Source organism: Actinopolymorpha pittospori (assembly GCF_014873875.1).
Lineage (GTDB): Bacteria > Actinomycetota > Actinomycetes > Propionibacteriales > Actinopolymorphaceae > Actinopolymorpha > Actinopolymorpha pittospori.
Genome location: NZ_JADBEM010000001.1, coordinates 8,732,849 through 8,752,190, shown reverse-complemented (window position 1 = coordinate 8,752,190; position 19,342 = coordinate 8,732,849). Strand labels below are relative to the sequence as shown.

Annotated in this window: 15 protein-coding genes; 11 read left to right on the top strand and 4 right to left on the bottom strand. The window is 72.7% G+C overall.

Going from position 1 to position 19,342, the window contains the following annotated elements:
* The first annotated feature begins 5 nt into the window (after positions 1-5).
* From HEB94_RS40525 to HEB94_RS40515, 3 genes are read left to right on the top strand one after another with little or no spacing between them, the layout of a single operon-like run.
* Complete coding sequence (locus tag HEB94_RS40525) at positions 6-1,484, top strand: FGGY-family carbohydrate kinase (RefSeq protein ID WP_192754743.1); 1,479 nt, start codon at positions 6-8, stop codon at positions 1,482-1,484.
* Positions 1,481-2,149 (top strand): class II aldolase/adducin family protein, encoded by a 669-nt coding sequence (locus HEB94_RS40520; RefSeq protein WP_192754742.1) that lies wholly within the window; start codon positions 1,481-1,483, stop codon positions 2,147-2,149. Before HEB94_RS40525 ends, HEB94_RS40520 begins: the two co-directional genes overlap by 4 nt.
* Positions 2,146-3,870, top strand: coding sequence for an FAD-dependent oxidoreductase (locus tag HEB94_RS40515; RefSeq protein ID WP_192754741.1), 1,725 nt, complete (start codon positions 2,146-2,148; stop codon positions 3,868-3,870). The genes HEB94_RS40520 and HEB94_RS40515 overlap by 4 nt, the downstream gene beginning before the upstream one ends.
* A gap of 87 nt (positions 3,871-3,957) precedes the next feature.
* On the opposite strand, the gene HEB94_RS40510 is transcribed toward HEB94_RS40515, so the two are convergent.
* Together HEB94_RS40510 and HEB94_RS40505 are read right to left on the bottom strand one after the other, a co-directional pair.
* On the bottom strand, positions 3,958-4,812 hold the full coding sequence (locus HEB94_RS40510) for a hypothetical protein (protein WP_192754740.1): 855 nt from the start codon (positions 4,810-4,812) through the stop codon (positions 3,958-3,960).
* 351 nt (positions 4,813-5,163) lie between these two features.
* Positions 5,164-5,604, bottom strand: a complete 441-nt coding sequence (locus tag HEB94_RS40505; protein ID WP_202896807.1) for a DUF6069 family protein — start codon at positions 5,602-5,604, stop codon at positions 5,164-5,166.
* A 230-nt stretch (positions 5,605-5,834) separates the two neighbouring features.
* Here HEB94_RS40505 and HEB94_RS51705 point away from each other — a divergent pair, with 230 nt between their 5' ends.
* The 8 genes from HEB94_RS51705 to HEB94_RS40465 all read left to right on the top strand — a co-directional run bounded on the left by HEB94_RS51705 (position 5,835) and on the right by HEB94_RS40465 (position 17,067).
* Complete coding sequence (locus HEB94_RS51705) at positions 5,835-7,037, top strand: histidine kinase (protein WP_202896806.1); 1,203 nt, start codon at positions 5,835-5,837, stop codon at positions 7,035-7,037.
* Positions 7,034-7,699, top strand: coding sequence for a response regulator transcription factor (locus HEB94_RS40495; RefSeq protein ID WP_192754739.1), 666 nt, complete (start codon positions 7,034-7,036; stop codon positions 7,697-7,699). Before HEB94_RS51705 ends, HEB94_RS40495 begins: the two co-directional genes overlap by 4 nt.
* 138 nt (positions 7,700-7,837) lie before the next feature.
* Complete coding sequence (locus HEB94_RS40490) at positions 7,838-9,433, top strand: xylulokinase (protein ID WP_192754738.1); 1,596 nt, start codon at positions 7,838-7,840, stop codon at positions 9,431-9,433.
* Between the two features lie 48 nt (positions 9,434-9,481).
* The gene (locus HEB94_RS53925; protein ID WP_192754737.1) at positions 9,482-11,539 is read left to right on the top strand and encodes an NAD-binding protein; all 2,058 of its coding nucleotides are present in this window, start codon (positions 9,482-9,484) and stop codon (positions 11,537-11,539) included.
* Between the two features lie 137 nt (positions 11,540-11,676).
* Entirely contained in the window at positions 11,677-12,615 is a 939-nt protein-coding gene (locus tag HEB94_RS40480; RefSeq protein ID WP_192754736.1) for a tetratricopeptide repeat protein, read from the top strand.
* Positions 12,616-12,793: 178 nt separating this feature from the next.
* A complete protein-coding gene (locus HEB94_RS40475) occupies positions 12,794-14,452 on the top strand; it encodes a hypothetical protein (RefSeq protein ID WP_192754735.1) in 1,659 nt (552 codons plus the stop codon).
* On the top strand, positions 14,445-15,503 hold the full coding sequence (locus HEB94_RS40470; RefSeq protein WP_192754734.1) for a DUF8094 domain-containing protein: 1,059 nt from the start codon (positions 14,445-14,447) through the stop codon (positions 15,501-15,503). Before HEB94_RS40475 ends, HEB94_RS40470 begins: the two co-directional genes overlap by 8 nt.
* A gap of 88 nt (positions 15,504-15,591) precedes the next feature.
* A complete protein-coding gene (locus HEB94_RS40465; RefSeq protein ID WP_337918274.1) occupies positions 15,592-17,067 on the top strand; it encodes an ATP-binding protein in 1,476 nt (491 codons plus the stop codon).
* Here HEB94_RS40465 and HEB94_RS40460 read toward each other — a convergent pair.
* Positions 17,019-17,939: a GNAT family N-acetyltransferase gene (locus tag HEB94_RS40460; RefSeq protein ID WP_192754733.1), complete on the bottom strand. Its 921-nt coding sequence runs from the start codon at positions 17,937-17,939 to the stop codon at positions 17,019-17,021. The two genes, HEB94_RS40465 and HEB94_RS40460, sit on opposite strands and share 49 nt — an antisense overlap.
* A gap of 10 nt (positions 17,940-17,949) precedes the next feature.
* Entirely contained in the window at positions 17,950-19,263 is a 1,314-nt protein-coding gene (locus tag HEB94_RS40455) for an FAD-dependent monooxygenase (protein ID WP_202896805.1), read from the bottom strand.
* Positions 19,264-19,342 lie beyond the last annotated feature (79 nt).

The window sequence follows — 19,342 nt, the reverse complement described above, 5'->3', positions numbered from 1 at the left end:
CGGCCATGAGCTACATCGGTGTCGACATCGGTACGTCGGTGATCAAGGCGGCCTTGTTCGACGACGCCGGCGAGCAGTGCGCACTCGAGTCGGCGCCGGCGCGGGTCGTGAGCCCGCACGAGGCGTGGTTCGAGCAGGACATGGAGGAGGTGCTGACGGCGGTCGCCATGGTGGTGCGCGGGCTGCTGAAGAGCGCCGCCGCGCAGACCGCGGGCCCGCCGACACTGCTCGCCCTCACCGGGCAGGGCGACGGTGTGTGGCTCGTGGACGGCGCCGGCCGAGCCGTGCGGCCCGCGGTGTCCTGGATGGACGCCCGCGCCGCCGGGATCGCCGACCGCTGGCAGGCCGACGGGATGTCCGAGACGGTGTTCCGGCGGACGGGCGGGGCGATGTTCCCCGGCTGTCCGGCACCGGTGCTCGCGTGGCTGGACGCGCACGAGCCGCGGGTGCTCGACTGGGCGTTGACGGCGGCGTACTGCAAGGACGTGGTGATGCAGCGGCTGACCGGTGTCCGCGCGACCGACACCTCCGACGCGGCGCTGCCCTTCCTCGACCCGGTGACCCGCACCTACGCGACGGACGTCCTCGACGCCTGCGGGCTGGCGCACCGCGCCGACCTGCTCGCCCCGGTGGTCGAGCCGGGCCCGACCGGCGTCCTGAACGACGAGGGCGCGGCACTGCTCGGCCTGGCCGTCGGCACCCCCGTCTCGGCGGGTCCCTTCGACCTGCCCGCCTGTGCCCGCGGCTCCGGCGTCGACGAGCCCGGCGTCGGCCACCTGATCGTCGGGACGACGCTCGCCTGCCAGGTCGTGATCGACGAGCTGGACATGTCCGGCGAACCGGCGGGACTCACCCTCCCGCTCGGCCGTCCGGACCGCTGGCTGCGCTCGATGCCGGCGATGGTGGGCACCGCCGCGCTCGACTGGGTGCTGGCCCTGATCGGCCGGACCCACGACGGCGTGGACGAACTCCTCGCGGCCAGCGTGCCGGGGGCGCACGGCGTCCGCTGCCTGCCGTACTTCTCCCCGGCCGGTGAACGCGCGCCGTTCCTCGAGTCCGGTGCCCGGGCCCGACTCGACGGGCTCACCGTCCAGACCACCCCGGCCGACGTCGTCCGCGCGGTCTGCGAAGGGATCGCCTACGCCGCCCGGCACTGCTTCGAGGCGGCCGGCCTGAGCGGCGACGTCGCGATCTGCGGGGGCGGCGTGCGCAGCAAGCACTGGTTGCGGCTGTTCGCCGACGTGCTCGGCCGTCCGGTGCACGTGGCGCCGAGCGCGGAGGTCGGCGCGTACGGCGCGGTCCTGGCCGGCATCGCCGCCACCGGCCTGGACGCCGACGCGGGTGCATGGGCAACGACCCGGGCCGCCGCGACCACGGTGGTCGGACCCGGTGCGGACAGCACCCGGCTTTACGCGGGAGAGTACGACCGTTACCGCGCGACCGTTGATCGCGCGCGCACCGAATGGAAGGAGCGTCAGGTATGAGGTTGGCGAAGGAGCGGGCCGAGGTGGTCCGGTTCGCCCAGCGGCTACGCCCGGAAGGGCTCGTCGTGGGCACGTCGGGAAACCTGAGCGTCCGGGTGGGTGACCTGGTGGTCGCCACGCCGAGCGGCCTCGACTACGACGCGCTCACCCCCGAACTCGTCTGTGTCATCGACCTGGACGGCGAGCTGGTCGAAGGGCAGCTGGACCCGACCAGCGAGACGCCGCTCCACCTGTCCGTCTACCGGACGACCGAGCACACCGCGGTCGTGCACACCCACGCGACGTCCGCGGCCGCCGTCTCGACGCTGGTCGACGAGCTGCCGACCATCCACTACCTGGTCGGGCTCTTCAACGGCGCGATCCGGGTCGCCCCCTACGCGACGTACGGCACTCCCGAGCTCGCCGCCTCGGTGACCGACGCGCTGAAGGGTCGCAACGGCTGCCTGATGGCCAACCACGGCACCGTGACCGTGGGGTCCTCGCTGGCCCAGGCCTTCCAGCTCAACCAGTACCTCGAGTGGCTGTGCGAGCTGTGGCTGCGCGCGTCGACCGGCGGCGCCGCCCTCGGGCTCCGCCCGCGCGAGCTGCCCGTCGAGGAGATCGAGCGGGTGATCGCCAAGTTCGGCAACTATGGACAGGTGCCGCCGCCGGAGTCGGGTCGGTGAGGCCCGACAGGTCGGTCCTGTCCGCCACGCGGCGGCGGGAGGAGATCGCCGGACTCGGTGACCGCGAGGTCGACATGGTCGTGGTCGGCGGCGGTGTCACAGGGGCCGGCGTGGCACTCGACGCCACCTCGCGCGGCCTGTCGGTCATCCTGGTCGAGGCCGACGACCTGGCGAGCGGTACGTCGTCCCGTTCGGGAAAGATCTTCCACGGCGGACTGCGCTACCTCGAGCAGCTCAACTTCGGTCTCGTGCGGGAGGCGTTGCTCGAGCGGGACCTCATGGTGGAGCGGCTGTGCCCCCATCTGGTGCAGCCCGAGCCGTTCATGTTCCCGTTCACCCGCCGCTGGCAGCGCCCCTACGTGGGCGCGGGTGTCGCGTTGTACGACGTGTTCCGGCTCTCCGGGCCGCGAAGCGTCCCGGGCCACCGGCACCTGAGCCGTCGAGCCGCCCTGGCGGAGATGCCGGAGCTTCGGCCGGAGGGCATCACCGGCGCGGTGCAGTACCACGACGTCCGGGTCGACGACGCCAGGCACACCATGACGCTCGCCCGGACCGCGGCGAGCCTCGGTGCCACCGTCCTCACCAGGGCGCGGGTGGTGGGCATGCTGCGTGACGGCGAACGCGTCGTCGGCGTCCGCGTCCATGACCTCGAGGAGGGCGGGCACGCCGACCTCACGGCACGGGTCGTGGTCAACGCCGCGGGCATCTGGGCCGATGAGGTCCAGTCTCTCGGTGGCCAGCAGACCATCGCCGTACGCCCGGCGAAGGGGGTGCACCTCGTCGTACCCGGTGACCGGATCGAGTCGCGCACCGGGCTGATCGCGAGGACCAAGGACAGTGTCTTCATCATCCGCCGGTGGTTCGACTATTGGCTGATGGGCACCACCGACACTCTCTGGGACCACGACCGCGCGCATCCGTTGGCCTCCGCCGAGGACGTCGACTACCTGCTCGGCCATGCCAACCGGTGGTTGCGCCGCCCGATCAGCACGGCCGACGTGCTCGGCGTGTACGCCGGGCTGCGGCCGCTGCTCGCGAGTGCCGTCGGACGTGGTGGTGCGGCCGGAGCGAAGACGACGGCCGCGCTGCGCCGTGACCACACCGTGGTCGAGGGCCCACCCGGCATGATCACGGTCGTGGGCGGCAAGTACACGACGTACCGCCTGATGGCGAGGGACGCCGTCGACGCGGCGAGCCATCCGCTCGGGCGTGCGCTGCCGCCGTCCACCACCGAGCGGCTGCCGCTGCTCGGCGCGTCCGGTTACGACGCGCTTCGCCACCAGCGCGACCGGCTCGCCCGCGAGGCCCGGGTCTCGCCGGGGGACGTCGACCACCTGCTCGGCCGCTACGGCGACCTCACGCCCGACGTGCTCGACCTGGCGGTCGAGCAGCCCGACCTTGCGCGTCCGCTCCCCGGTGCGCCGCGCTATCTGAGCGCCGAGATCGCCTATGCCGCCCACAGCGAGGGCGCGCTGCACCTGGTCGACGTCCTCTCCCGGCGGACCCGGATCTTCATGGAGACCGCCGACCGGGGCACGGCGGCGGCGCCGGAGGCGGCTCGGGTGATGGGCGAGGTGCTCGGTTGGGACGAAGCACGCCGGGCCGAGGAGGTCGCGGCGTACGCCCAGATGGTCGATGCCGAACGCCGCGCCGCCACCATGCCGACCGACGTGGAGGCGGCGGACACGTGGCGGGCGGCGACCGGCGACCTGATCGGCTGACGCACGGCCGGCGGAGGCGGTGCCGACCGATGCGATGCCGACCGATGCGATGCCGAGCTGGAACCGACCGTGGGGACGACCCCTCGGTCAGTAGGTCCACGCCGCGGCGTTGGAGTACCTCGAGTCGTGGACGGTGACGGGGTTGCCCGCCAGGTGCTCGACCCGGGTCTGGAGCAGTACCTGGCGACCGCAACCGCCGCCGAGGTTCACCCGCGTGCCCGGCAAGGTGAGGTTGACCTTGTAGTGGTGCACGTGCCCGTTGATCGTGGCGGTCCGGCTGGTCGACCGGACCGGCGCGCACGGGTGTCCGCTCGCCGTCGACGGGGTGGCATGCAAGGTGACCTTGACGGTGCTCGAACCGCCTGGGTACGCGCCGTACTCCCGGCTCAACTGCACGTCGGTCACGGTGTTCACGAAGCGCGCCGTACCGGCTGAGAGGTGTCGCGCCAGGACCGTCACCGCGGAACGTGGCTGCGCGCACTGGGGGATGTTCGGGATTCCCTGGGTCCCGACACAGGTGTCGGCGCCGGTCATCCAACCCTGGGCGCCCGTCCGTACCGGTGTCACCTGCAACAGGCTGCGGCTCGCGACCAGGTCGAGTCGGGCCACCTGCGGATCGATCTGGGTCGCGCCCACGCCACGGAGCTCACAGGTGTAGTTGCCGTCGTGCGGGGCGGTGAAGAGCCAGCGCACGACGATGGCCTGGACGCCGTAGGCGCGCCCGTCGTGGTTGCGAACGGTGAACGGTCCTCCGCTCCCGCCCAGGCAGATGATGCGGATGCCCATCATCGGGCCCCTCGGCACGTTGGTCACGGCGGCCATCCGCCCCACGACGTAGATCGACTGCCCGGCCTTCATGTGCCGGGTCGGCAGGCGCAGGAAGGGGACGGCCCGTCCGCCGGTCGCGGGAATAGAGCTGAGCAGCAGGGTCGTCGTCGACATCTTGCCCATCGGCGGGGCCGGGGGAGGTGGCGCCGCGGGAGCGGAGCCGGTCGTGAGCGGGGACAGGACGAGGAGGAGGGCCGCGGCGAGAACGACAGCCAGGCGGGGACGTGAGGCCAGGCGGGGACGTGAGGCCAGGCGGGGATGTGAGGCCGGGCCGGGATGTGAGGCCGGGCCGGGATGTGATGAGTGCATGTGGGGACTCCCAGACTACTGGCCGACCGGCGCCGTGGCGCCGGTCAGGCAGGACTGAAACGTCCCGACCAGATCCCCCCGAGGTCGGGCCCCCCACCGGGTGTGTGCCCAGGCCGTCGTCGCGGCAATCCGCGGGCGACCTTCGTGGGTGAACTGTCACCGGACGGCGGTGCGAGCCAGACCGGGGATGAGTACGGCCGCCACGGTGAGGTGCAGGGCGGTCAGGCCGATCACCGCGCCGAGGGTCTCACCACCGGTGAGCGGAGTCGCCAGCGAGAGCACCAGGACGACGCCGGCGACGATGGTCCAGACCCGCCGGGCGCGCCAGCCGAGTCGTTCCATCAGCGCCAGTAGTCCCCAGGCACACAGCCCTGGGACCAGCCCCCCGGCCACGACGGCGGCCGCTCCGACGGGGGTGTAGTCCGGTGCGCCGAAGGGTCGTGCGGCCAGGTCGACGCCGAACACGTAGGAGATGAGGGCCCACACGACCAGGGCGGCCGCGGTCGCGGCGGCGACGGTCAGGGCCCGGGCGCCACGGGTTCCGGCCCGGGGGGGTACCGAAGGGCTGTTGGTTCGGGCGGTGCGGGTGGCGGACATGGCTGCCTCCAGGTTGGCCGCGGTGCGCGGCCGGCGACGGTCGGTGACTTCCTGACCGGTATTCCAGCCGAACGCCGCGGGGGCCGGCAGCGGCGATGGTGGGCGACCGATGCGACGAAAGTCGGTGGGTCGAAGGCCGACGGCTACCTTCGTAGGGTCCCGGCCCGCGGCCATGGCCCGGCGCGCCGCGGGTGAACTACCTTTGCGCGGTGAGATGCGTGGAGGACCGGGTGGACGACCGCCCCCTGTCGCCCGCCTCGCGGCTGGGCGACGCCGCGCTCGCCGCTGGGTTCGTCGCCTTGGACACCGGCCTGACGCTGGCCGGGAGTTCATGGTGGCCGGAGCGGCCCGGATCGCTCGCGTGGGCGATGCTGGTGCTGCAGGCCGTCGTGAACGCCGGCCTGGTGGCTCGGCGGCGGGCGCCACTCGCGGTCCTTGCCGCGGTCACGGGGTTCAGCGTGCTGGTCACGATGCTGATCCTCGTCGGTGCGCTGGGAGAGCCGGCCGGGGAGATCGTCGTGTGGCCGCCGATGTCGGCGGTGCTGGTGGCCTACCTCCCGGTGAGGTACGCCGCGATCCGCCGGCCGGGCTGGATCCTGGTCGGCATCCTCACCCTGGTGGCCGCCCGACCGTGGGACCCGTCCATGGTCATCTTGACCGTGGCGCTGCTGCGGACGGCCGTCGGACCGCTTCTCGCGTTGTACTTCACCGCGCGGCGGAGCCTGATCGCCGTACTCCGGGAGCGGGCCGAACGCGCCGAGCGCGAGCAGTACCTTCTGGCCGCCCAGGCCCGGGCCGACGAACGGGCCCGGATCGCCGCCGAGATGCACGACGTGGTGACCCACCGGCTTTCGCTGATGGTGCTTTCCGCCGGCGCCCTACGGGTGCGGGCCACCGACGAGGAGACCCGGCGGGCGGCGGAGGAGTTCCGCGCCGCCGGATGCCAGGCCCTCGACGAGCTACGCGACCTGGTGGGGATCCTGCGGACGGATCCCGACGACGACTCCGGACGACAGGAGCTGGCGCTGCCGGACATCGCCGCGCTGGCCGCCGAGTCCCGTTCGGTGGGCATCCCGACCGAACTCGTCGAGGAGGGCGACCCGACGCGGGCGTCCCCCGTCGTCGGCCGGACGGCGTACCGCATCGTCCAGGAGGCGCTGACCAACGTGCGCAAGCACGCGCCCGGTGCCGAGGTCGGTGTCGTGGTCCGCTACGACCCCGATCGCGTGCACCTCGCGGTCCGCAACACCGCGCCGGTCGGGGTCGTCGACGCCGGCCTCGCGGCGACCGGCTCCAGAGCGGGCCTGGAAGGGCTTCGCAATCGTGTCGAGCTGGTCCGTGGGACGCTCGACGCCGGTCCGAGTCCGGACGGTGGGTTCGAGGTGACGGCGAGCCTGCCGGCGTACGTTCCGACAGCGGAGGCGGTGCGATGATTCGCGTGGTCGTGGTGGACGACGAGCCGATGGTGTGCGCGCACCTGCGGACCATCCTCGGTTCGGCGGAGGACATCGAGGTCGTCGACGAGGCCCACGACGGCGCTGCGGCTGTCGAGGCGGTCCTGCGACATCGTCCCGACGTCGTCCTCATGGACCTTCGCATGCCGGGTGTCGACGGGCTCACCGCGATCGAGCGCATCAACACCTTCGCCGAACGCCCCTCCGTCGTGGCACTGACGACCTTCGACGCCGACAAGTACGTCCTGCGGGCACTGCGTGCCGGCGCCACCGGGTTCCTCGTGAAGTCGACACCGCCGGAGGACCTGATCGGGCTGGTGCGGGTCGCGGCCGACGGGCACACGGTGCTCTCACCCGACGCCGCGCGCCGGCTGGTCTCCGCGTCCGCGGGCGACCACGCCGTGAAGGACCGTGCCCGCACGCTCCTCGACCGGCTGACCGAGCGCGAGGTGGAGGTGCTGGCCTGCCTCGGCGAGGGCATGTCCAACGCCCGGATCGGAGCGCGGCTGCACCTGTCCGAAGCAACCGTGAAGGGCTACGTCTCGCGGATGCTGGTAAAGCTGGACTGCGAGAACCGGACCCAGGCGGGGCTGCTCGCCCACGACGCCGGGCTGGTGGGCCGCGGCGACCGGGCCCGCTGAGTCGTCCGCCGGCGGCCAGTGCCGGGCACCAACCCGCTGCTAAACGGGATCCCTCGGCATGCTGGACACCAGCCCGTCGACCGCGGGTGGGAACCGCAGCGATCTGCCCGCATCCGGGCGGCCGGACGGAGGTGGGCGATGGGCGGCGTCGTCGTCGGAGTCGACGTGGGCACCACCGGTGTCAAGGCGGTCCTGACGGACCGCGACGGGAGGGTGGTCGCCGAGGCGGGGGAGGAGTACCCCACCCGCTACGTCGAAGGAAACGGCGCCGAGCAGGACCCGGAGGACTGGTGGCAGGCGAGTGCTCGCTGCGTGGCCGCCTGCCTTGGATCGGCGGGTGTCGCGCCCGTCGACGTCGAGGGCGTCGGCGTCAGCAGTCAGGCGCCGAGCGTCGTCGTCCTGGACGGCTCCGGATCTCCGGTCGGTCCCGCCCTGCTCTGGCTCGACCGCCGTGGCCATGGTGAGTGCGCCGCACGCCTCGACGCGGCGGCCGACGTCGTCGCCGCGACCGGCAACCGGCTGGACGCCTACTTCGCCGCACCCAAACTGTCCTGGCTGCTGGCCACGCACCCGGAGGTACGCCGGAGCGGCGCGACCGTCCTGATGGCCAACGGGTACGTCGTCCACCGGCTCACCGGCGTACCGACCTGCGACACCGGACACCAGGGCCTGACCCTGCTCGGCGACCTCGACAGCGGACGCTGGTCGCAGCCGCTGCTCGACCTGTGGGGCGTACCCGGCGGCTGGCTACCCGAGGCGGTCCACCCCTGCACCGTCGTCGGGCGGGTGGACGCCGAGGCCGCCCGGGCCACGGGCCTGCTGCCGGGTACGCCGGTGGTGGCCGGCGCCGTCGACGGAGCCGCGGCCGGCCTGGAGGCCGGACTCGCCCGACACGGCGACCTGTGCGAGATGACCGGCCAGTCGACGGTGGTGAACGCGGCGTTCCAGGCGGATCGGCTGCGCCGTGACGCGCTCGGCGCGATGAGCGTGCTGCCCTACCCCGTGCCCGGCCACCACCTCGTCTACGGGTCGATGGTGTCGACCGGCGGGATCCTGCGCTGGTTCCGCGACGAGTTCGGCGACCGGGAGCGCGGACTGGCCGGATCGCTCCTCGGGTCGCCGACCGAACCGCTCGCCCGCGCGGACGGCGACGCCTTCGCCGCCCTGGACGCGCTGGCCGGAACGGCCCCGGTCGGAAGCGGGGGCCTGGTCCTGTTGCCGTACTTCCTCGGGGAACGCTCCCCGATCTGGGACGCCGACGCACGTGGCGCGCTGGTCGGGTTGTCGATGGCGAGCCGACGGGCCGACGTCGTCCGGGCGATCCTCGAGGGCACGGCGTACGGCCTGGCGCACAACCTCGACGAGCTCGGCCGGCTCGGCCTGCGACCCGCGACACTGCGCAGCGTGGGCGGCGGCGCGAAGGGGCAGACGTGGAACCAGATCAAGGCCGACGTCACCGGTCTGCCGGTCGAGGTGTCACCGCACACGCGCGGCGCCCCGGTCGGTGCGGCGATGGTGGCGGCGGCCGGAGTCGGGCTGGTGGGAGACCTGGCCGCTGCCGTGTCCGAACGCGCGCGGGCCTCCGCCGCGAGTGTGCGGCGGTTCGAGCCCGACGCCGAACGCCATGCCGCGTACCAGCGTTACTACGCCGTCTACCGGGAGCTGTACCCGGCGCTGCGGCGCAGCTACGAGCTGCTCACCGCGGCGCGGGACAATCTAAGCTCGCGAGCCTGAGCCGCGGCCGCGGCTGACGCCAGGGGGACTTCGAGGGTGAGGAGCGGCGTGTCGACGACGGAGGAGTCGCGGGGGACCGACGGTGGCGGTGCGGGCCGTGCAGGCGGGCCGGGCGACGCGGTCGACCACTCCGAGGTGGGCGAGCGAGGCGAGGCGGACAGGGCGAACCTCGGACCGGTTCTCGGCCACCACGTCGTCTGTGGCTCCGACACCACCGCCGTACGACTCGTGGAAGAGCTCCGGGCCGTCCACGAGGACGTCACGGTCGTCGTCGCGGACGTGCGATCCGACCACGCCCGGGAGATCGCGGCACTGGGCGCGACCCTCGTCGAGGCCGCCCGACCGAACGTCTCGGCGCTGCGCGAGGCGGGAGTTCCCACCGCGCGGGCGTTGGCACTGCTCGCGGCCGACGACCTCGGCAACGTCCACGCGGCGCTGACCGCAGAGGAGCTCAACCCGACGATCCGGCTCGTCGTCCACGTCACCAACCCGCGCCTTGGCGACTACCTCGAACGCCTGGTCCCGCACAGCACGATCGTCTCGGCGGCGGCGATGGCCGCGCCGGCGTTCGTCGCCGCGGCCCTGGACGAGTCCGAGGTGCGGTGGGTCAACGTGGCCGGGCGGGAGGTGGCCGTCGGCCCGTCCGACCTGATCTCCCAGCCCGCACTCGCCGACCTCGCCGTGGTGCCCGGCAACGGCCCCACCAAGCTGATCCCGGCCGAGAACGCGGAGAACTCCCGGCCACTGCTGACGGCGAGTACGAACGGACGCCCCACCTGGCCGCGAGTGGAGTCGCGGAACCGGTCGACCCGGATCGTGCTGGGTTCCGGGATCCGGCGGCCGCCCCGTCGGGTGCACCCGCGCGTCGAGGACTTCCTCACCGACCTCGCCAGGATCTTCGACCACCGGCTGCGTCGCGTCGGTGTGGCGATGCTCGCGTTCATCGCACTCGGCAGTCTCGCGCTGCGACTGTGGTGGCCGCGCGACCACTCCTCGGGGATCGACTGGCTCGACGCCCTCTACATCGCCGTCTCGACGGTGACCCAGACCGGGTTCGACGACTCGCGCCTGTCCGAGGCCGCTCCGTGGGTTCGCCTGGTCGGGGTTGGCGTCCAACTCCTCGGCCTGGTCATGGTCTCCCTGCTCACGGCCGCCATCGTGGACGCGTTCGTCGGCACGTCGCTCGCCCGCTCGCTGAACGTGTTGCGGGGTCGGCCCCGCGGCCACGTCGTCGTGTGTGGGCTTGGCACGGTCGGTACCGGTGTCGCCGAACGCCTGCACGAACGCGGCTTCAACGTGGTCGCCATCGAACGTGACCAGGACAAGCCCGGCGTCCGCGCCGCCCGGGCGCTGCGGATACCCGTCCTGATCGGCGACGTCAGCAGCGACGCGATGCTGTACGAAGCCCGGCTGCACCGGTGCCGAGCGCTCGTCGCCGTCACCAACGACGACGTGGCCAACCTGCAGGCCGGCCTGTACGCCCGCGAACGCAACGCCGAGGCGCGGATCGTGCTGCGGTTGTTCGACCACGACCTCGCGGCGCGGGTGGAGGAACGCCTCGGACTCGGGGCCACCCGCAGTGTGTCCATGCTCGCGGCGCCGGAGTTCGCGGCGAAGATGCTCGAGCGCCGGGTCGAGGCCACCGTCCCCGCGGGACGCCGCGTGCTCCTCGTCACCGAGGTGTCGGTCGGCGCCGGTTGCCAGGTCGAGGGGGAGCCGGTCGGGTCGCTCGCCGGGGAGGGCGCCGTACGGCTGCTCGCCCACCGGGCGGTCGGGCGGCACTGGAACTGGACGGCCGACCCGGCGACCCCGCTGCGGGCGGGGGACATGGTGGCGGTGGCGGCGAGCCGGGCCGGCCTCGCGGAGGTTCTGCTCGCCACGCGGTCCCGGACCGTCCCCGCGCCGGAGCCGAATGAGGAGGGGACCCAACCAGCCGGGTCGGATGGCGTGGCTGTCGCGGCGGTGGACGCCGCCGGCGCCGAACCCGTCGAGGTCGCCCAGGGTGGTAGTCCGGAGCCGTTGGGTGAGGGTCCCCGGCCCGACTCCCCGGCCGGGCCCGCCGCGCCGGTGGTCTCCGCCGACGGTGACCGGCCGGATCCGGCGTAGACCGGACGCCTGAGAGGGGGCGTCGGGCGCGAGCGGTCCGGCGCGGACCGGCGTATCGGGAGATCCCGGCCAGATCCGGCAAGACACCCCGAGGCCCTGTGTGGGCAGCATCGCCCTGGTCGGGGAGAATCGAAGCCATGACCGGAAACTTCTCGCGCTACGGTGCCGTGGACCTGTCCGGCCTCGCGGCCTCGTCCACTCCGTCGGCCGCCGCTTCGGGTGCCCGGGGCGGGGCGCCCGCCGGCTCCGCACCCGGCGGCTACGTCATCGACGTCACCGAGGCGACCTTCCAGCAGGACGTCGTCGACCGGTCGGCCACGGTGCCGGTGGTCATCGACTTCTGGGCCACCTGGTGCCAGCCGTGCAAGCAGCTGAGCCCGATCCTCGAGCGGCTGGCGACGGACTACGCCGGTAAGTTCCTGCTCGCCAAGATCGACGTCGACGAGAACCCCCGACTCTCCCAGGCCGCCGGGATCCAGAGCATCCCGCTCGTGGTCGCCGTCGTCCGTGGCCAGTTGGTGCCGCTGTTCCAGGGAGCGCTGCCCGAGGCACAGGTGCGGCAGTTCATCGACGAGCTGCTCCGGCTCGCGGTCGCCCAGGGTGTCACCGGCACGATCGACCCCGTCGAGGGCGAACCCGCACCGGTCGAGGACGAGGAGGCCGGCGACCCGCGCTACGCCGAGGCCGACGCGGCGATCGCCGCGGGCGACCTCGATGGAGCGGTCCTGGCGTTCGAGAAGGTGCTCGCCCAGGCGCCGGCCGACGCCGAGGCCAAGCGTGGGCTCGCGCAGGCAAAGCTGCTGCGTCGGATCCAGGACGTCGATCCCGCCCAGGTGCGGGCCGACGCCGCCGCCAGTCCGGACGAGCCGAAGGTGCAGAGCCTCGCCGCCGACCTCGACGTCGCGGACGGGCGCATGCAGGAGGGTTTCCGGCGACTCATCGACGCGATCCGGCGGACCAGCGGGGACGAGCGCGACGCCCTGCGCGTCCACCTGCTGGAGTTGTTCGAGGCCATCGGGTCGGAGGAGGAGCTCGTCCGCGCCGCGCGTCGCGAGCTGAGCTCGGCACTGTTCTGAGCCTCCTGAGTCCGTCCTGAGTTGGCTCTGAGTCGTTCCTGGGGCGGCCCACGAAGGCCGTCGGTTCGGCGGGCAGTTCGGTTGTCCACCGCGAGCACGCCGGGGCAGGCGGAGGCCCGGCGTGCTTGGTTACGCTTACGGCCCAGCAGGGTCTATCAATCGGGGTCAGCTTGTGAGCATGCGTGTCTTCCGGATGGTCGCCGGTGTCCTGGTCGGAGTCCTCGGGCTGGCCGCTGCCGGGGCGGGTGGGTTGGCGGCCTTCTGGCTCGTCGGGCCCGACGACATCGTGAGCGCGCGCACGCAGACGCTCACCAGCAAGGGCGTGGCGATCGCGACCGCGCCGGACCTGATCGACTACTACGGCTCCCGGCTCGTCGTGACGGTCGAGCCGGTCAGGCGTGGCACCGAGCTTTTCGTCGGTGTCGCGCACGACGTCGACCTCAGTAGCTATCTCGAGCGCTCCGCCAACACCAGGATCGTGGAGTTCGGCTATCCGTCCACGGTGCGGACCCGCGAGGTGGACGGCAGCGCCGCTCGTGTCGTCCCGCCGACCCGGCTGGACTGGTGGGTGACCACGGCGTCCGGCAGTGGCGCCCGCACGTTGTCCTGGGACATGTCCGACGGCCCCTACGACCTCGCGGTGATGAACGCCGACGGCCGCGCGGGCGTCGAGGCACACGCCACTGTCGGCATCGAGGTGAAGGGCGCCTTCCGCGCCTCGCTCGTGACGTTAGGCGTCGGCGTCTTGCTGCTTGCCTGCTCGATCCTCCTGCTGGTGCGGGGGCGTTCCCGCGGCCGGCGTCGGCGCGGGGACGACGACGAGAGTTCGCTGCTCTGGGACGGCCGCGACGCCTGGGACCAGAGCGGGTTCTGGAACGCCGGCGAGCGCCCGTCCCGTGGTGCGCCGGACGAAGCCCCGGCCTCCGTCGGTGGCCTGCTGCCGTTGCGGGAGTCCGAGCCGGAGCGCTCCGGAGGTAGGAGCGCCGTGGAGGCGTTCGAGGCCCCGCGAGGTCGAACGCCGTACGCGCCGCCGCCCGCCGGGCCCTATGCGCCCCAGACCCCGGCCGGACCACCCGGGTTCGAACGATCCCCGTACGGCCCGCCCTCCTTCGAGCAGTCCCCACCGCCTGGGCCGCGCCCGTCGGAGCCGCAGCCGTCGGAGCCGCGCCCAGGCACGGACGGCCGTGGCTGGAGCACCCCCGAACCCCAACAGCCCGAGCGGTTCGGGGCCGCCCCACCTGGCTTCGACTCCGCGAGCGCCCTGCCCTGGCGGCCCGCCGGCACCGGTCGTCGCCGCGGCGCGTCCGACCCGCATCCCCCGCCCGCGGGGGACCAGCGGGGTGGCGACGGTCGGCCCGGTCCCGGTGCCCCGCCGGGTCAGCCAGGTCCGGGCCAGGCAGGTCCGGGTCAGCCAGGTCCAGGTCAGAATCAGCGGGGCGGGTCACCTCAGCGGCAGGAGGGACAGGGACAACGCGCGAACGCGGACCGCCAGCCTCCGCGGTCGCAGCCGGCCCCCGCCGCCGGTCCAGCGGCTCAGGTGCAATACACCGGCCGACGCATCGCCCGCGGTTCCACCGAAGTCGGCGTCGACGAAGTGCGCTCCACGCCCGGCCCGGCCGACCTCGCTCCAGCGGTGGACGCCGCGGACCGCGACCGTCGTTCGGCGGAGGCCAGGCCGGACCCGGCGTCCGCTCGTGACGCCCGGCCGGCCGGGATGACCGCCTCCGGCGAGGTCGCTCTCGGCGCGGACTACGACGATCCGCCCGCCTGGCTTCCGGGTCCGGTCGGCCCGGTGCTTCCGACGACCAAGCAGCAGGACGGGGACTCCCATGGCTAGGCCGGGTCTGCCAACGCCCAGGTGGGGCGCTCGCGTCGCAGCGCGAGCCGGAGCCGGTCAGGCGCGGCTGACCCGGCGCATCGCGTTCGGCGCCCTCGTGGTCGCCCTGGCGGCGACCGGTACGGGCTGCGTCTCCCTGCCGCAGGAGAAGACCGGCAAGGCGCCGGTCTGGTCACCGGCGAGCGCGGACGCGACGAGCACCTTCCTGCGGACCTACGACGAGGTGACCCGCCGGGCCGCGGCGGGCCGTAACGACAAGCTCATCACCTCCGTCGAGTCCGGTCCGCTGTTGCAGGCGAGCCAGGCGGAGTTCCAGATCGCGAAGCGACTCGACCCCGACAACAAGAAGCCCGCCAGCGCCCCGACCCACACCGGCTCCAAGGTCTACCTCCCGAAGTTTCAGAAGTACCCCGTCTGGTTCTTCACGGTCTCCAGTACGGGCGAGGCGGCACGACCCACCGTGGGCCTCGTCCTGCGCCCCCGGGCGGGCGCACTGTGGAAGAAGGCGGTCTCGGTCGACCTGGACGAGGGAGTCGACCTGCCTCCGCTCGCTACCCGTGACGGCGCCGCGGTCGACGTCTCGCAGGAGACGGGCGGGACGCTGGTCCGCCCGCCGTCGAAGGTCGCGATCGCCTACGCCGCGCTCCTCGCCGACGGCCCGACGGCTCCCCAGGCGCGGGCATTCGAGCCGCATACACAGACCACGCGTTCCCAGCAGGCCACCGCCCAGAACAAGAGCCAGTCCTCGGCGTTCAGCTACAACCAGAAGTTCGAGGTGACGTCGGTGCGCGCCCTGGCCACCACCGACGGCGGCGGCCTAGAACTCTTCACCCTGGCCGAGACCGAGAACCTCGCGATGAAGACCGGCAGCCTGAAGTTCGAGCGGACCGACGCGGTCGCCGCCTACACCGGGGTCGCCGCCCCCACCGCCTTCCTGCGGACGAACTGGGTGTGGCAGGTGGCGGCGTTCGTGCCGCCGAAGGACCAGGGCAACGGCAAGGTGCGGTTGCTCGGCGTCGACCGTTCGCTCGCCTCGGCGGAGATGAAGTAGCGCGCGCCCGGAGCGCGGTGGATGGCAACGCCCCCGGAGGCTGGCTAGCCTGAGTGGAGACATCCAACGGCGTCGACATGGGGGAGCCGTGGAGACTTCGAAGGCACACGCCACAGACGACCCGCGGGTCGCGGAGTTCGTCCAGATCTTCCGCCGGTTCCTGGAGGAAGTGGTCCACCAGGATCCGAGGCCGCGGGGCCCGCTCCTGCTCGACGTGCTGCAGGCGCACCTGGGCACCGACCCGCGCGCGTTGCCGGTGTTCGAGACGTCCTACCCCGCCTGGGACCACGCCAACGCGCACCTCGCGCTCGAGCGCTGGTTCGGGACGCCCGGAAGCGGTTACGAACTCGTCGGTGTGGCGCTGCCCCATCGGCACGGCCATGACCTCACCGAGTTGCTCCACCTGGCTGGCTTCGGCGGTGGGCTCGCCGTCGGCCAGGTCGACTTCGCCCAGGTGGCGGTCGGAGTCGACGACGAGATCGCCTGCGTCAACTTCGGGTTCGTGCTCGGCCGGAGGGACGACGAGCCCTACGCCGTCCTGGTCCGCGGTCCGAGCGAGCGGCACGGGTCCTCGACCGTCAACCTCGAGGTGCTCTGCCGTGGGCGGGACACCGCCGACGTGCTCTTCCAGGGCCTTCGCCAGCTGATCCTCGAACACAACACGTTCCGCGGCAAGGTGCTGTCGTTCGAGGGACACGCCTTCGGGCATGGGACCGGACCGCTGCGCTTCCACCGGCGTCCGGCCATGGGGTCGGCGGAGGTCGTCCTGCCCGCGGGGCTGCTCGATCGGGTCGAGCGACAGATCGTCGGCGTCGCCCGGCACCGCGACCGGTTGCGCGGCGCCGGCCAGCACCTGCGGCGCGGCCTGCTCCTCCACGGCGCGCCGGGTACGGGAAAGACCCACACCATCCGCTATCTCCTGTCGCGGCTACCGGAGTTCACCGTCGTCATCCTGGCGGGCACGTCGATCCAGTTCGTCGGTGCGGCATGCACGCTCGCCCGGATGCTCCAGCCCGCGCTCGTCGTTCTGGAGGACTGCGATCTCGTCGCCGAGGCCCGCGACATGTCCCTTGGCATGGAGAACCCGCTGCTCTTCCAGGTGCTGAACGAGATGGACGGGCTCACCGACGAGGCGGACGTGGCCTTCCTCCTCACCACCAACCGCGCGGACCTGCTCGAGCCCGCCCTCGCGCAGCGCCCGGGCCGCGTCGACCTCGCCGTGGAGATCCCGTTGCCCGACGCCGACGGTCGCCGTCGGCTGATGGGGCTCTACGCCGGGAACACCCGGACGGACGAGCACGCACTCAGCGAAGCCGTGACGAGAACTGAGGGGACCACCGCGTCGTTCGCGAAGGAGCTCATGCGACGGGCCGTGTTGTTCGCGGTCGAGCGCGACGGCGTGGCGGGTTCCAACGGTGAGCCCGTGAGCGTGGAGGCGGGCGACCTGCGGATGGCGCTGGACGAACTCCTCGCCGACCGGGACGCGCTGACGCGACGCCTCCTCGGCTCGCCCGTTCAGAAGATGGGTTCGGTCGAACCCGGCGGGGCGCCGCGCTCGAGGTAGAGGACGCGGCCTTCGGGCGCTCCGACGACGGCGACCAGCCGACGGTGGGTGCCGGGCAGGCAGCGTTCGCGCGCCTGCTCGAGCGTGCAGAACTCCACCCGCCGGATCTCCCGGGGCTGCAACGTGAGCCGGGAGAGCAACTCAGGACCGTGGATGCCGCCGTCGAAGAGCAGTTCGACCGCGTCGTCCCAGCCCCGCCACGGCGGCAACCAGTCGACGCAGAGGAGCTTGCCGATCGGGAGCTCGATGCCAAGCTCCTCCCAGGTCTCGCGGGCCGCACCTTCGCGGGGCGACTCGAACGTCTCGACTACCCCTCCGGGCAGCTCCCAGTCGGTCTTGTACGTCGTCTCCGCGAGCATGATCCGGCCCTGGTTGTCGCGGATCACCACGTGGGCGATCAACCTGGTCCGTGGCAAGGTCGAGTTGACAAGGCCGATGAAGCCGGCCTGCGTCTCGGGTCCCGGGTCGCTGGCGAGCCGGGCGAGCAGCACCCGGTCGTGGCGCTCGCCCTCGATGGTGCGGTATCCGCGGAGCAGACCCTCCCGCCGCAGCCCGGCCCGGGCGGCGATGCGCAGGGCCGGGTGGTTACGGGCGTCGACCTCCGCCTGCACCCGGTCGAGGCGAAGCGCGCCGAAGGCGTAGTCGGTCGCCAGCCGGACGGCCCGGGTGGCGAAGCCGCGCCGCTGGTAGGACTGGTCCGTCGCCCACGTGAGCTGGCCCACCGCGTCGCCCAGCTCCTGGATCGCGAGCTGGCCGACGGGGCCGTCCTCGGCGAGGACGATGAAGCTGTGCAGGAGCGCCTCCGCCTCCAGGGCACGCAGGCTCACCACACCATCGCTCAGGGTCGGGTGCACGGGATCCGGTTCGGCCACGCTGGGCAGGTTATCGCGGCCAGCCGGTCACGCCAGTCAGGTCGGTCGATCCGTAGGACGCGAGGTCGATCGCGCTGGCGGTCTTCCTGGCAGACCTGGCGATCTGGCCCTTCCACGGAACGTACGGGAGCAGTCGGTAGTTCTGGTTGACGAACCACGCCATGAACCTGTTGTCGGGGACCATCCACCGTCCCACGCCCTCACCCACCTTCTGGCAGCCGAGAACGTAGTCGCGCATGACGCTTCGATAGCGCGTGAACGCCGTTCGGTGGTCGCCGGCGGCGGCCGCGAGCTCACCGGCCAGAACGTACGCGCCGACCACGGCCAGCCCCGTACCCATGCCCGACAGCGGCGACGGGCACCAGGCGGCATCGCCGAGCAGCGCCACCCGGCCTCGGGTCCAGGTGTCCATGCGGACCTGGCTGATCGAGTCGAAGTAGAAGTCGGTGGCGTCCCACATGGCCGAGAGCAGGCGCGGCGTCTCCCAACCGACGCCGGCATAGGTCTGCGCGACGATCTTCTTCTGTTGCTCGAGGTCCCGGCGGTCGTGGTGGGGCGCGGCATCGGCGCCGGGTCGCCCTGCCGTGGCGAAGTAGAACACCACCTTCGCCTCGGTGTTGCCACGCGCGCTGTACATGGTGACGATCTTGCCGGGGTTCAGGTACGCGAGGCCGGTGTGGTCGAGTCCGAGGTGGTTGGCGGTGGTGAAGATCGCGCAGGACAGCCCGGACGGCCGGACGAAGGACTGCTCGGGGCCGAACGCGAGCGCGCGCACCCGGGAGTGCAACCCGTCGGCACCGACCACCAGGTCGAAGCGGCGGGGTGCGCCGCGCTCGAACGACACCTCGACACCGTTCTCGTCCTCGGCCAGGTCGGCGATCGAGTCGCCGAAGACGTACTCCGTGCGGTCCTTGGTGGCGTCGTGGAGGATCCGGGCGAGGTCGCCGCGGAGGATCTCGACGTCACCGGCGAACAGGTCGGCCGGCATGCTCGCGATCCTCCGGCCGGCGTCGTTGACGTACGACATCGCGCCCATGTTGGTCCGCGCCGCCTCGATGTCGCCCAGGATGCCCATCCGCTCCAGCACGCTCAGGTGGGCCGTACCCCGGAAGTCGACCGCATAGCCGCCTTCGCGCAGGGCCGGAGCGCGTTCGACCACGGTGGTCCGGAAGCCGTACCGGGACAGCCAGTACGCCAGTGCGGGTCCCGCGACGCTCGCCCCGGAGATCAGGACGCTCTTCCCGGCGCCGGCCGGTGCGTTCGTGGGCTGCGTGGCCTGGGTGCTCATGGCCTGCTCGGGCTCGGAGCGCTGGTGTGTGTTCATGGCGGGGAGCCTGTCCGGCGGCGCTCACCGGGCGCGCACCAAACGCTCACCGCGGGCGGGCGCGCTGGTGCGTGACCCA

Coding starts and splice junctions, on each gene's coding strand:
- HEB94_RS40525 (WP_192754743.1), top strand. CDS start 6: ATGAGCTACATCGGTGTCGACATCGGTACGTCGGTGATCAAGGCGGCC.
- HEB94_RS40520 (WP_192754742.1), top strand. CDS start 1,481: ATGAGGTTGGCGAAGGAGCGGGCCGAGGTGGTCCGGTTCGCCCAGCGG.
- HEB94_RS40510 (WP_192754740.1), bottom strand. CDS start 4,812: ATGTCGACGACGACCCTGCTGCTCAGCTCTATTCCCGCGACCGGCGGA.
- HEB94_RS40505 (WP_202896807.1), bottom strand. CDS start 5,604: ATGTCCGCCACCCGCACCGCCCGAACCAACAGCCCTTCGGTACCCCCC.
- HEB94_RS40495 (WP_192754739.1), top strand. CDS start 7,034: ATGATTCGCGTGGTCGTGGTGGACGACGAGCCGATGGTGTGCGCGCAC.
- HEB94_RS40490 (WP_192754738.1), top strand. CDS start 7,838: ATGGGCGGCGTCGTCGTCGGAGTCGACGTGGGCACCACCGGTGTCAAG.
- HEB94_RS40480 (WP_192754736.1), top strand. CDS start 11,677: ATGACCGGAAACTTCTCGCGCTACGGTGCCGTGGACCTGTCCGGCCTC.
- HEB94_RS40475 (WP_192754735.1), top strand. CDS start 12,794: ATGCGTGTCTTCCGGATGGTCGCCGGTGTCCTGGTCGGAGTCCTCGGG.
- HEB94_RS40470 (WP_192754734.1), top strand. CDS start 14,445: ATGGCTAGGCCGGGTCTGCCAACGCCCAGGTGGGGCGCTCGCGTCGCA.
- HEB94_RS40455 (WP_202896805.1), bottom strand. CDS start 19,263: ATGAACACACACCAGCGCTCCGAGCCCGAGCAGGCCATGAGCACCCAG.